The sequence below is a fragment of the Escherichia sp. MOD1-EC5189 genome (assembly GCF_002966045.1).
Lineage (GTDB): Bacteria > Pseudomonadota > Gammaproteobacteria > Enterobacterales > Enterobacteriaceae > Escherichia > Escherichia coli_F.
In genome coordinates, this window is record NZ_PTRX01000018.1 from 102,724 (window position 1) to 115,336 (window position 12,613).

General features: G+C 48.6%; 11 protein-coding genes, 1 tRNA gene and 1 rRNA gene. 10 read left to right on the plus strand and 3 right to left on the minus strand.

Features of this window, described 5'->3' with window-relative positions:
* The first annotated feature begins 6 nt into the window (after positions 1–6).
* From fis to ATB02_RS16305, 3 genes are all read left to right on the plus strand, one after another.
* The gene (gene fis / locus ATB02_RS16295; RefSeq protein ID WP_000462905.1) at positions 7–303 is read left to right on the plus strand and encodes a DNA-binding transcriptional regulator Fis; all 297 of its coding nucleotides are present in this window, start codon (positions 7–9) and stop codon (positions 301–303) included.
* An 85-nt stretch (positions 304–388) separates the two neighbouring features.
* Complete coding sequence (yhdJ, locus tag ATB02_RS16300) at positions 389–1,273, plus strand: adenine-specific DNA-methyltransferase (RefSeq protein WP_105271890.1); 885 nt, start codon at positions 389–391, stop codon at positions 1,271–1,273.
* A gap of 83 nt (positions 1,274–1,356) precedes the next feature.
* Positions 1,357–1,536 (plus strand): DUF2556 family protein, encoded by a 180-nt coding sequence (locus ATB02_RS16305; RefSeq protein WP_001295275.1) that lies wholly within the window; start codon positions 1,357–1,359, stop codon positions 1,534–1,536.
* Between the two features lie 2 nt (positions 1,537–1,538).
* On the opposite strand, the gene acrS is transcribed toward ATB02_RS16305, so the two are convergent.
* Positions 1,539–2,201 (minus strand): multidrug efflux transporter transcriptional repressor AcrS, encoded by a 663-nt coding sequence (gene acrS, locus ATB02_RS16310; RefSeq protein ID WP_105271891.1) that lies wholly within the window; start codon positions 2,199–2,201, stop codon positions 1,539–1,541.
* Positions 2,202–2,599: 398 nt separating this feature from the next.
* Between acrS and acrE the strand changes: the two genes are divergently transcribed.
* From acrE to ATB02_RS16355, 7 genes are all read left to right on the plus strand, one after another.
* The gene (gene acrE / locus ATB02_RS16320; protein ID WP_105271893.1) at positions 2,600–3,757 is read left to right on the plus strand and encodes a multidrug efflux RND transporter periplasmic adaptor subunit AcrE; all 1,158 of its coding nucleotides are present in this window, start codon (positions 2,600–2,602) and stop codon (positions 3,755–3,757) included.
* A gap of 11 nt (positions 3,758–3,768) precedes the next feature.
* Complete coding sequence (gene acrF, locus ATB02_RS16325; RefSeq protein ID WP_001273306.1) at positions 3,769–6,873, plus strand: multidrug efflux RND transporter permease subunit AcrF; 3,105 nt, start codon at positions 3,769–3,771, stop codon at positions 6,871–6,873.
* 252 nt (positions 6,874–7,125) lie between these two features.
* On the plus strand, positions 7,126–7,347 hold the full coding sequence (locus ATB02_RS16330) for a membrane protein (protein ID WP_000825639.1): 222 nt from the start codon (positions 7,126–7,128) through the stop codon (positions 7,345–7,347).
* A gap of 429 nt (positions 7,348–7,776) precedes the next feature.
* Complete coding sequence (locus ATB02_RS16340; protein WP_000738584.1) at positions 7,777–8,802, plus strand: amino acid ABC transporter substrate-binding protein; 1,026 nt, start codon at positions 7,777–7,779, stop codon at positions 8,800–8,802.
* A gap of 67 nt (positions 8,803–8,869) precedes the next feature.
* Entirely contained in the window at positions 8,870–10,051 is a 1,182-nt protein-coding gene (locus ATB02_RS16345; protein ID WP_032185226.1) for an amino acid ABC transporter permease, read from the plus strand.
* 9 nt (positions 10,052–10,060) lie between these two features.
* On the plus strand, positions 10,061–11,164 hold the full coding sequence (locus ATB02_RS16350; protein ID WP_001298587.1) for an amino acid ABC transporter permease: 1,104 nt from the start codon (positions 10,061–10,063) through the stop codon (positions 11,162–11,164).
* 7 nt (positions 11,165–11,171) lie between these two features.
* The gene (locus ATB02_RS16355) at positions 11,172–11,930 is read left to right on the plus strand and encodes an amino acid ABC transporter ATP-binding protein (protein ID WP_000078347.1); all 759 of its coding nucleotides are present in this window, start codon (positions 11,172–11,174) and stop codon (positions 11,928–11,930) included.
* Between the two features lie 231 nt (positions 11,931–12,161).
* On the opposite strand, the gene rrf is transcribed toward ATB02_RS16355, so the two are convergent.
* Positions 12,162–12,277, minus strand: a 5S ribosomal RNA gene (rrf, locus tag ATB02_RS16360).
* Positions 12,278–12,316: 39 nt separating this feature from the next.
* Positions 12,317–12,392: transfer RNA gene (locus ATB02_RS16365), tRNA-Thr, on the minus strand.
* Positions 12,393–12,613: the final 221 nt, after the last annotated feature.

A 12,613-nucleotide genomic window follows, 5' to 3' on the forward strand; every position in this document is an offset into this window, starting at 1 on the left:
AGAACTATGTTCGAACAACGCGTAAATTCTGACGTACTGACCGTTTCTACCGTTAACTCTCAGGATCAGGTAACCCAAAAACCCCTGCGTGACTCGGTTAAACAGGCACTGAAGAACTATTTTGCTCAACTGAACGGTCAGGATGTGAATGACCTCTATGAGCTGGTACTGGCTGAAGTAGAACAGCCCCTGTTGGACATGGTGATGCAATACACCCGTGGTAACCAGACCCGTGCTGCGCTGATGATGGGCATCAACCGTGGTACGCTGCGTAAAAAATTGAAAAAATACGGCATGAACTAATTCAGGTTAGCTAAATGCTTGATTAAAAAGGCGCTACTCGGCATGGGGAAGCGCCTTTTTTATAGGTGTCACAAAGGGAGTGACCATGAGAACAGGATGTGAACCGACCCGATTTGGTAATGAAGCAAAGATCATCATCCAGGGTGATGCATTAACCGAACTTAAAAAGATCCCCTCCGAAAGTGTAGATCTAATCTTTGCCGACCCACCGTATAACATCGGTAAAAATTTTGATGGTCTGATCGAAGCCTGGAAAGAAGGTCTGTTTATCGACTGGCTGTTTGAAGTGATTGCAGAGTGCCACCGCGTTCTGAAAAAGCAGGGCAGCATGTACATCATGAACAGCACGGAAAACATGCCCTTTATCGATCTCCAGTGCCGCAAGCTTTTTACCATCAAAAGTCGCATCGTCTGGTCATATGACAGTTCTGGAGTGCAGGCGAAAAAACACTACGGCTCCATGTACGAACCCATCCTGATGATGGTGAAAGACGCAAAGAACTACACGTTCAACGGTGATGCTATTCTGGTAGAAGCCAAAACCGGATCGCAGCGCGCGTTGATCGATTATCGCAAAAATCCTCCACAGCCTTACAATCATCAAAAAGTACCGGGTAACGTCTGGGATTTTCCGCGCGTGCGTTATTTGATGGATGAATATGAGAATCACCCGACGCAAAAACCGGAAGCCTTACTGAAACGCATTATTCTCGCCTCTTCCAACCCAGGCGATATCGTTCTCGACCCGTTTGCCGGTAGCTTTACTACCGGTGCCGTAGCCGCCGCCAGCGGGCGAAAATTCATTGGTATTGAGATCAACAGCGAGTACATCAAAATGGGGCTTCGACGGCTGGATGTCGCGTCGCATTACTCTGCGGAAGAACTGGCGAAAGTGAAAAAAAGAAAGACCGGCAACCTGTCAAAACGAAGCCGGTTAAGCGAAGTTGACCCCGATCTCATTGCAAAGTAAAGGAAGTGTAAGCCTGGTTTTCAGATTATTCATTTCGTGTATATTTCCTGCCAGACTTGGTTAAACATGCACAGGCTCAGGTAATGATTCGCAAGTATTGGTGGCTCGTCGTTTTCGCTGTCTTCGTTTTTCTGTTTGATACTTTACTGATGCAGTGGATTGAACTGCTGGCAACAGAAACAGACAAATGCCGCAATATGAACTCAGTTAATCCACTAAAACTGGTTAACTGTGACGAACTGAATTTTCAGGACAGAATGTGAATTTATATGACACTTAATTCATTCGTTTGATGGATTAATTTCGTTATGTTTTCATCTGGCATGAACATTCTTAATACGTTATCGACCAGTGCGGGTGCTTGTTTATAAAGATCATAACCCGCTATATTCATTAACCAGTTTTGAACAATTCCGCTGAAGGCACCATCAATAATAATCATCACAACATCTAAATCGAGATTATTTGCTATACAACCTTGTTGCTGACATGCCTGCAATACTTCGCGGAGAGTCTGCGGATTAAAGCCCATCTTTTCGCGTATCACTCCCTCTGCCAGCATCTCATCATTAAATTCACATTTGTGATATAAGATTTTCAGCAACGCCTGCTGGCGGGGAATTTTGGCAATATATTGCAAGCCAACAATCAATTTTTCACGCAATTGCTGAAACGGGTCATGCTCTAACCCAGCAGTCAAGTGATCCTGGATTAACTCCCGCAATGAAGGCTGTTGCAACCACATCTCATTAAACAGTTGGGTCTTGTTCTCGAAGTGCCAGTAGATAGCGCCACGCGTAACGTTAGCGGCGTCGGCAATGTCGTTGAGCGTCGTCTTGCTTACGCCATGCTGCGCAAACTGGGCGATGGCAGTTTCAATCAGTTCTTGCCGGGTCTTCAGGGCTTCAGCTTTGGTTCTTTTTGCCATGATTAATTATTCAGGAAATAAATATATTCGACACAGGATGAGAAAATAGCGAAGGTTAATCTATCACCTAATGTATATTTATACGAGAGGCTAATATTGAGTTGCTATAAATCGTCAAATAAATAACGTTTATTATTTACCTAAAGTACATTCACTCTATCAATATATATTTCAATTTACGAGGATTTGATTCTACCTCTTTCAACCCGCGTCCAAATAAAACAGTAAAATATTAATCTTTTTTTGTGTTTATGTGCCTTGAGACGCCAGTATTCATAACTATTCCTTACATCGACGAATGATAATTTGTAGGATAGCGAACTGTATTTTTCTTTCTGCGAGTTAACGCGTTGCCTTTTTAGGTAAATAACGCGCTTTTGGTTTTTTGAGGAATAGTAATGACGAAACATGCCAGGTTTTTCCTCCTGCCCTCCTTTATTCTGATCTCCGCGGCTTTAATCGCCGGTTGTAACGATAAGGGAGAAGAGAAAGCTCACGTCGGTGAACCGCAGGTTACCGTTCATATTGTGAAAACGGCCCCGTTAGAAGTTAAGACTGAATTACCAGGCCGCACCAATGCTTACCGTATAGCCGAAGTTCGCCCACAGGTTAGCGGGATCGTACTGAGTCGCAATTTCACTGAAGGCAGCGATGTGCAAGCAGGCCAGTCTCTGTACCAGATCGATCCCGCGACCTATCAGGCAAGTTATGACAGCGCGAAAGGCAAACTGGCGAAAAGTGAAGCAGCCGCCGCCATCGCGCATTTGACGGTAAAACGTTACGTTCCGCTCGTGGGTACGAAATACATCAGTCAGCAGGAGTACGACCAGGCCATTGCTGATGCTCGCCAGGCCGATGCCGCCGTGATTGCCGCAAAAGCCACGGTCGAAAGCGCTCGCATCAATCTCGCTTATACCAAAGTGACTGCGCCAATTAGCGGACGTATCGGCAAATCTACTGTGACCGAAGGCGCTCTTATCACTAATGGGCAAACGACTGAACTGGCGACTGTCCAGCAGCTCGATCCTATCTATGTTGATGTGACCCAATCCAGCAACGATTTTATGAGGCTGAAGCAATCCGTAGAGCAAGGAAATTTGCATAAGGAAAACGCCACCAGCAACGTAGAGTTGGTCATGGAAAACGGTCAAACCTATCCCCTGAAAGGTACGTTGCAATTCTCCGATGTTACCGTTGATGAAAGCACCGGCTCCATAACCCTACGTGCCGTCTTCCCTAACCCGCAACATACGCTTTTGCCAGGTATGTTTGTGCGCGCACGGATTGATGAAGGCGTTCAACCTGACGCCATTCTTATCCCGCAACAGGGCGTTAGTCGCACACCGCGTGGTGATGCTACCGTGCTGATTGTTAACGATAAAAGTCAGGTTGAAGCGCGCCCTGTCGTTGCCAGCCAGGCGATTGGCGATAAGTGGTTGATTAGCGAAGGGCTGAAATCTGGCGATCAAGTCATTGTCAGCGGCCTGCAAAAAGCGCGTCCGGGAGAGCAGGTTAAAGCCACTACCGATACCCCCGCAGATACTGCATCGAAGTAAGGCAATCTGACATGGCAAACTTTTTTATTCGACGACCGATATTTGCATGGGTGCTGGCCATTATTCTGATGATGGCGGGTGTACTGGCGATCCTACAATTGCCCGTCGCCCAATACCCAACCATTGCGCCGCCTGCAGTTTCTGTTTCGGCAAACTATCCGGGCGCTGATGCGCAGACCGTGCAGGATACGGTGACGCAGGTTATCGAACAGAATATGAATGGTATCGATAACCTGATGTATATGTCCTCCACCAGCGATTCCGCCGGTAGCGTGACAATTACCCTTACCTTCCAGTCCGGGACCGATCCAGATATCGCGCAAGTGCAGGTGCAGAACAAACTCCAGCTCGCCACGCCGTTGCTGCCGCAAGAGGTTCAGCAGCAGGGGATCAGTGTTGAAAAGTCCAGTAGCAGCTATTTGATGGTGGCGGGCTTTGTCTCTGATAACCCAGGCACCACACAGGACGATATCTCGGACTATGTGGCCTCTAACGTTAAAGATACGCTTAGCCGTCTGAATGGCGTCGGTGACGTACAGCTTTTCGGCGCACAGTATGCGATGCGTATCTGGTTGGACGCCGATCTGCTAAACAAATATAAACTGACGCCGGTTGATGTGATTAACCAGTTGAAGGTACAGAACGATCAGATCGCTGCCGGACAGTTGGGCGGAACGCCAGCGTTACCAGGGCAACAGTTGAACGCCTCGATTATTGCTCAGACGCGGTTAAAAAATCCGGAAGAATTCGGCAAAGTGACCCTGCGCGTAAACAGTGACGGCTCGGTGGTACGCCTGAAAGATGTCGCACGGGTTGAACTTGGCGGTGAAAACTATAACGTTATCGCTCGCATCAACGGTAAACCGGCGGCGGGCCTGGGTATTAAGCTGGCAACCGGCGCGAATGCTCTCGATACCGCGAAAGCCATTAAGGCAAAACTGGCGGAATTACAGCCATTCTTCCCGCAGGGAATGAAGGTTCTCTACCCTTATGACACCACACCATTCGTCCAGCTTTCTATTCACGAAGTGGTAAAAACGCTGTTCGAAGCCATTATGCTGGTGTTCCTGGTGATGTATCTGTTCTTGCAGAATATGCGAGCAACGCTGATCCCCACCATTGCGGTACCCGTGGTGTTGTTAGGGACGTTTGCCATCCTCGCCGCTTTTGGTTACTCCATCAATACACTAACTATGTTCGGGATGGTGCTTGCCATCGGGCTGCTCGTCGATGATGCGATAGTGGTGGTGGAGAACGTCGAGCGCGTGATGATGGAGGATAAGCTCCCGCCAAAAGAAGCGACGGAAAAATCAATGTCGCAAATCCAGGGCGCACTGGTGGGTATCGCGATGGTGCTGTCAGCGGTATTTATTCCAATGGCATTCTTCGGCGGTTCTACTGGGGCAATTTACCGCCAGTTCTCTATCACCATCGTTTCGGCAATGGCGCTTTCTGTTCTGGTGGCATTGATTCTTACCCCAGCGTTATGTGCAACACTGCTCAAACCCGTCTCTGCTGAGCATCACGAAAATAAGGGCGGTTTCTTCGGCTGGTTTAATACCACCTTCGATCATAGCGTTAACCACTACACCAACAGCGTCGGCAAAATCCTCGGTTCCACAGGACGATATTTACTGATCTATGCACTAATTGTTGCTGGAATGGTGGTGTTGTTTTTACGTCTTCCGTCTTCCTTCTTACCTGAAGAGGATCAGGGTGTCTTTCTGACTATGATTCAGTTACCCGCTGGCGCGACGCAAGAGCGGACGCAAAAAGTGTTGGATCAAGTGACGGATTACTATCTGAAGAACGAGAAAGCGAACGTAGAAAGTGTCTTTACGGTTAACGGCTTTAGCTTCAGCGGCCAGGCACAAAATGCCGGTATGGCTTTCGTCAGTCTGAAACCGTGGGAAGAGCGTAGTGGTGACGAAAACAGTGCGGAAGCGGTAATCCATCGTGCCAAAATGGAATTGGGCAAGATCCGCGACGGTTTTGTCATTCCATTCAATATGCCAGCCATTGTTGAACTGGGCACGGCAACGGGTTTCGACTTTGAGTTAATTGATCAGGCTGGGCTGGGTCACGATGCCCTGACCCAGGCCCGTAACCAGTTGCTTGGCATGGCGGCGCAACATCCTGCCAGCTTAGTCAGCGTGCGTCCTAATGGTCTGGAAGACACCGCGCAGTTTAAACTGGAAGTTGACCAGGAAAAGGCGCAGGCATTAGGTGTTTCACTTTCTGACATCAATCAGACCATTTCAACGGCGTTGGGTGGGACTTACGTTAACGACTTCATTGACCGTGGTCGCGTGAAAAAGGTGTATGTTCAGGCGGATGCCAAATTCCGTATGCTGCCAGAAGATGTCGATAAACTTTATGTCCGCAGCGCCAACGGCGAAATGGTGCCATTCTCTGCCTTTACCACTGCACATTGGGTGTATGGCTCTCCGCGACTGGAGCGCTACAACGGTCTGCCGTCAATGGAGATTCAGGGGGAAGCCGCGCCAGGAACCAGTTCCGGCGATGCCATGGCGTTGATGGAAAACCTTGCATCACAATTACCAGCTGGCATTGGTTATGACTGGACGGGTATGTCATATCAGGAACGCTTATCGGGAAACCAAGCTCCCGCTCTGGTAGCAATTTCCTTTGTGGTTGTTTTCCTGTGCCTTGCTGCACTCTATGAAAGCTGGTCAATTCCTGTCTCGGTTATGTTAGTCGTGCCGTTAGGGATTGTCGGCGTGCTACTGGCGGCGACACTCTTTAATCAAAAAAATGACGTCTACTTTATGGTGGGCTTGCTAACGACAATTGGCTTGTCGGCCAAAAACGCTATTTTGATTGTTGAGTTCGCTAAAGATCTCATGGAGAAAGAGGGTAAAGGTGTTGTTGAAGCGACACTGGTGGCAGTACGTATGCGTCTGCGTCCTATCCTGATGACCTCTCTCGCCTTTATTCTCGGCGTATTACCGCTAGCTATCAGTAACGGTGCCGGCAGTGGCGCGCAGAACGCAGTAGGTATCGGGGTAATGGGCGGGATGGTCTCTGCAACGTTGCTGGCAATCTTCTTCGTGCCGGTGTTCTTTGTGGTTATCCGCCGTTGCTTTAAAGGATAAATCAGAAACATAAAGGCGCTTTCGGGTGCCTTTATTATTTTCAGTGAAACCCATAAAAATTAATAAGATATTCTTCTACTCACTCTTTAAAAACTTTCTATAGTTCCCGCTCCCTTCACTATTTTTACAATTCACATAATTTGTCATTATTCATGCCGCAAGATTTATAACCTCCAGTGATAAAATGGCATTCAGCTCGTTAATAAGAGAGTTAACTTATTAAGCGTTAGCGTTTATTACTGAGGTAACACCATGAAAAGATTAATTCCTGTAGCATTGCTCACCGCATTGCTGGCGGGCTGTGCTCACGATTCGCCCTGCGTTCCGGTTTATGACGATCAGGGTCGACTGGTTCACACCAATACCTGTATGAAAGGCACGACTCAGGATAACTGGGAAACGGCTGGGGCTATTGCTGGCGGGGCAGCAGCTGTTGCTGGCCTGACGATGGGGATCATCGCTCTGTCGAAATAACTGAACAGGGCGCGGAGTACCGCGCTCTGTTTAACGATACAGTATCTCTCCATAAGATAAAATATTGCTATATTCTGCTGGGTAATTCCCTACTGATTTAGCATGTTATATCGCGTTATTTCGCTGCTTTCGAAATAACGCATCAATTTAATTTTCACACTTCCTACCAGAAATATACTCACGCTAACAATCATTATTCTGCTTAGTAAAAATGCGTAAATATTTTGCGCCAAAATGTGGCGCATGTTTCATTTTCGCACCATTGCGGGGCGCTGTTTTTATTATTTCCTGTCTACACTCAGCTTATTGCGACGCGAAATCGTGCGCAAAAGCTGGCACTACTTTTGCTTATAAGAGGATGGCCACAGACAGGTAAAAGACGTTTCCCAAACGTCCTATAACGATAATTTTCGCCTCACAGGAAGCATTATGAAAAAGATGATGATAGCCACACTGGCTGCCGCCAGCGTGCTGCTTGCCGTTGCAAATCAGGCGCATGCTGGCGCGACGCTTGATGCCGTTCAGAAAAAAGGTTTTGTGCAATGCGGGATCAGTGATGGATTACCTGGGTTCTCTTATGCCGATGCTGACGGTAAGTTTTCAGGTATTGATGTAGATGTTTGTCGTGGTGTTGCGGCAGCTGTATTTGGTGACGACACGAAAGTGAAATATACCCCGCTCACTGCAAAAGAACGCTTCACGGCTTTACAGTCAGGGGAGGTGGATTTGCTCTCCCGTAATACGACCTGGACTTCCTCTCGCGATGCCGGTATGGGAATGGCATTTACTGGCGTCACTTATTATGACGGCATTGGTTTCCTGACGCACGATAAAGCGGGATTAAAAAGCGCGAAAGAACTGGATGGCGCAACAGTCTGTATTCAGGCGGGTACTGATACCGAACTCAACGTCGCCGATTACTTCAAGGCAAACAATATGAAGTACACACCAGTGACTTTCGATCGCTCTGACGAATCCGCGAAGGCACTGGAATCTGGTCGCTGCGATACGCTGGCCTCGGATCAATCACAACTGTATGCCCTGCGCATCAAATTAAGCAACCCAGCTGAATGGATTGTTTTACCGGAAGTTATCTCTAAAGAACCGCTTGGCCCGGTAGTTCGTCGTGGCGATGATGAATGGTTCTCTATAGTGCGCTGGACGCTTTTCGCCATGCTGAATGCTGAAGAGATGGGCGTTAATTCGCAAAACGTTGATGAAAAAGCGGCTAATCCTGCAACGCCTGATATGGCACATCTGCTGGGTAAAGAGGGCGATTACGGTAAAGATCTGAAGCTGGATAATAAATGGGCTTACAACATCATCAAACAGGTGGGTAATTACTCGGAAATTTTTGAGCGTAACGTAGGTTCAGAAAGCCCCCTGAAGATTAAACGTGGGCAAAATAATCTCTGGAATAACGGCGGTATTCAGTACGCGCCGCCCGTGCGTTAAGTCGGTGTGAGGTAACGAGCGTCGCTACGGCGGCGCTCTCTTCAGCGTTATGCTTTCCGAGGTTTCTATGTCTCATCGCCGCTCAACCGTTAAAGGCTCACTCTCCTTTGCCAACCCTACGGTTCGCGCCTGGTTATTCCAGATCCTTGCCGTTGTTGCTGTTGTCGGCATTGTTGGTTGGCTATTTCACAACACTGTGACGAATCTCAGTAATCGTGGCATTACTTCGGGTTTTGCCTTTCTGGATCGCGGCGCTGGCTTCGGTATTGTCCAGCATTTGATCGATTACCAGCAGGGTGATACCTACGGACGCGTTTTCATTGTTGGCTTACTCAATACGCTGCTGGTTTCTGCATTGTGTATTGTATTCGCTTCTGTTCTGGGCTTCTTTATCGGTCTGGCACGACTTTCGGATAACTGGCTGCTACGAAAGCTTTCCACAATTTATATTGAGATCTTCCGTAATATTCCGCCCCTGCTGCAAATTTTCTTCTGGTACTTTGCCGTATTGCGCAATTTGCCCGGACCACGCCAGGCAGTGAGTGCATTTGATCTGGCCTTTTTAAGCAATCGTGGGCTTTATATTCCGTCGCCGCAGCTGGGAGACGGGTTCCTTGCGTTTATCCTGGCTGTTGTTATGGCTATAGCCCTTTCTGTTGGGCTATATCGCTTTAATAAAAAACACCAGATAAAGACCGGACAACTGCGCCGAACCTGGCCGTTCGCCGTTGGATTAATCATTGGCTTGCCTTTACTGGCGCAATGGCTTTTTGGCGCGGCACTGCACTGGGATGTTCCAGCCCTACAAGGCTTTAACTTCCGTGGCGGGATGGTTTTAATTCCTGAACTGGCAGCCTTAACGCTGGCGCTTTCGGTTTATACCTCTGCATTTATCGCCGAGATTATCCGCGCCGGGATTCAGGCGGTGCCTTATGGTCAACATGAAGCTGCCAGGTCACTGGGATTGCCCAACCCGGTTACGCTACGCCAGGTCATTATTCCTCAGGCACTGCGAGTGATTATTCCTCCATTAACCAGCCAGTATCTCAACATCGTCAAAAACTCCTCTCTTGCCGCCGCTATTGGCTATCCGGATATGGTTTCGCTGTTTGCTGGCACCGTACTAAACCAGACGGGGCAAGCCATCGAGACTATAGCCATGACCATGTCGGTCTATCTGATTATCAGTCTGACTATCTCGCTGCTGATGAATATTTATAACCGCCGCATCGCGATCGTTGAACGCTAAGGAGTCATGATGACAAAAGTATTGCTGTCTCATCCCCCGCGCCCGGCGAGCCATAACTCAAGCCGCGCGATGGTGTGGGTGCGGAAAAATCTGTTCTCCAGCTGGAGCAATAGCCTGCTGACTATTGGCTGCATATGGTTGATGTGGGAACTGATCCCACCGTTGCTGAACTGGGCATTTTTGCAGGCTAATTGGGTTGGCTCAACGCGTGCCGACTGCACAAAAGCAGGTGCCTGTTGGGTCTTCATCCACGAACGATTTGGTCAGTTTATGTATGGGCTTTACCCACACGACCAACGCTGGCGAATTAACCTGGCATTACTGATTGGCCTTGTTTCTATCGCACCAATGTTCTGGAAAATACTCCCGCATCGCGGTCGCTATATTGCGGTCTGGGCGGTGATTTACCCACTGATTGTCTGGTGGCTGATGTATGGCGGGTTTCTTGGTCTTGAACGGGTTGAAACCAGGCAATGGGGCGGGCTGACGCTCACTTTAATTATTGCATCAGTTGGGATTGCGGGGGCGCTACCGTGGGGGATCCTGTTGGCGTTAGGTCGCCGCTCCCATATGCCGATTGTGCGTATCTTGTCAGTCATTTTTATCGAGTTCTGGCGCGGCGTACCGCTAATCACCGTATTGTTTATGTCTTCGGTCATGCTGCCGTTGTTTATGGCAGAAGGCACCAGTATCGACAAATTGATCCGCGCGCTGGTTGGCGTGATCCTGTTTCAGTCAGCATATGTTGCGGAAGTCGTGCGAGGCGGATTACAGGCGCTGCCTAAAGGGCAATATGAAGCGGCAGAGTCGCTGGCGTTGGGTTACTGGAAAACCCAGGGGCTGGTTATTCTGCCACAGGCGTTGAAGCTGGTGATTCCTGGGCTGGTAAATACCATCATCGCACTCTTCAAAGATACCAGCCTGGTGATCATCATCGGGTTGTTCGATCTTTTCAGTAGCGTTCAGCAGGCAACCGTTGATCCCGCCTGGTTGGGTATGTCGACGGAAGGGTATGTTTTCGCCGCACTGATCTACTGGATCTTCTGTTTCAGCATGTCACGTTATAGCCAACATCTGGAAAAACGTTTTAACACCGGGCGTACACCGCATTGAGGACACTATGAGCCAAATTTTACTGCAACCTGCTAACGCGATGATTACGCTGGAAAACGTCAATAAATGGTATGGGCAATTCCATGTTTTGAAAAATATAAATTTAACCGTGCAACCGGGAGAACGAATCGTTCTGTGTGGCCCTTCTGGTTCGGGGAAATCGACAACCATTCGCTGTATTAATCATCTGGAAGAACATCAACAGGGACGAATCGTGGTAGATGGCATCGAACTTAATGAAGATATCCGCAATATTGAGCGTGTCAGGCAGGAAGTGGGAATGGTCTTTCAGCATTTCAATCTCTTCCCTCATCTGACCGTTCTACAGAACTGTACCCTGGCACCGATTTGGGTACGCAAGATGCCTAAGAAAGAGGCTGAAGCTCTGGCGATGCATTATCTTGAGCGAGTAAGAATTGCCGAACATGCCCAGAAGTTTCCCGGACAGATTTCTGGTGGTCAGCAGCAACGCGTTGCCATAGCACGTTCACTTTGTATGAAACCAAAGATCATGCTGTTTGACGAACCTACGTCTGCGCTCGATCCGGAGATGGTGAAAGAAGTGCTGGATACAATGATTGGGCTGGCGCAGTCAGGTATGACAATGTTGTGCGTAACGCACGAGATGGGGTTTGCGCGAACCGTCGCTGATCGGGTGATTTTTATGGATCGTGGGGAGATAGTGGAACAAGCTACACCTGATGAATTTTTTGCGCATCCTAAATCGGAGCGTACGAGGGCATTTTTATCGCAGGTTATCCATTAAGTTGTACATGGATTCGAAACGCAAAAAGGCCATCCTTTCGGATGGCCTTTCGCTTGATTTGATGTCTGGCAGTTTATGGCGGGCGTCCTGCCCGCCACCCTCCGGGCCGTTGCTTCGCAACGTTCAAATCCGCTCCCGGCGGATTTGTCCTACTCGGGAGAGTGTTCACCGACAAACAACAGATAAAACAAAAGGCCCAGTCTTCCGACTGAGCCTTTTGTTTTATTTGATGTCTGGCAGTTCCCTACTCTCGCATGGGGAGACCCCACACTACCATCGGCGCTACGGCGTTTCACTTCTGAGTTCGGCATGGGGTCAGGTGGGACCACCGCGCTACTGCCGCCAGACAAATTCTTTTCTAATCTGCCGAACTTTAACCTAAAAAGTGGTGCTGATACCCAGAGTCGAACTGGGGACCTCACCCTTACCAAGGGTGCGCTCTACCAACTGAGCCATATCAGCACGCTTAATTTGATGCCTGGCAGTTTATGAATCACTTTGTGATTCACCCTTCGGGCCGTTGCTTCGCAACGTTCAAAAGCTTTCGCTTTTGTCCTACTCTCTTATCGAGTAGTGAACTGCCTCAAAGGTCAGTGCCATTCTTCGTAATTTGATGCCTGGCAGTTCCCTACTCTCGCATGGGGAGACCCCACACTACCATCGGCGCTACGGCGTTTCACTTC

Excerpts from the sequence above, each read along its gene's own strand:
- fis (WP_000462905.1), top strand. The coding sequence starts at position 7 with ATGTTCGAACAACGCGTAAATTCTGACGTACTGACCGTTTCTACCGTT.
- ATB02_RS16345 (WP_032185226.1), top strand. The coding sequence starts at position 8,870 with ATGTCTCATCGCCGCTCAACCGTTAAAGGCTCACTCTCCTTTGCCAAC.
- ATB02_RS16305 (WP_001295275.1), top strand. The coding sequence starts at position 1,357 with ATGATTCGCAAGTATTGGTGGCTCGTCGTTTTCGCTGTCTTCGTTTTT.
- yhdJ (WP_105271890.1), top strand. The coding sequence starts at position 389 with ATGAGAACAGGATGTGAACCGACCCGATTTGGTAATGAAGCAAAGATC.
- ATB02_RS16350 (WP_001298587.1), top strand. The coding sequence starts at position 10,061 with ATGACAAAAGTATTGCTGTCTCATCCCCCGCGCCCGGCGAGCCATAAC.
- ATB02_RS16340 (WP_000738584.1), top strand. The coding sequence starts at position 7,777 with ATGAAAAAGATGATGATAGCCACACTGGCTGCCGCCAGCGTGCTGCTT.
- ATB02_RS16330 (WP_000825639.1), top strand. The coding sequence starts at position 7,126 with ATGAAAAGATTAATTCCTGTAGCATTGCTCACCGCATTGCTGGCGGGC.
- acrS (WP_105271891.1), bottom strand. The coding sequence starts at position 2,201 with ATGGCAAAAAGAACCAAAGCTGAAGCCCTGAAGACCCGGCAAGAACTG.
- acrE (WP_105271893.1), top strand. The coding sequence starts at position 2,600 with ATGACGAAACATGCCAGGTTTTTCCTCCTGCCCTCCTTTATTCTGATC.
- acrF (WP_001273306.1), top strand. The coding sequence starts at position 3,769 with ATGGCAAACTTTTTTATTCGACGACCGATATTTGCATGGGTGCTGGCC.
- ATB02_RS16355 (WP_000078347.1), top strand. The coding sequence starts at position 11,172 with ATGAGCCAAATTTTACTGCAACCTGCTAACGCGATGATTACGCTGGAA.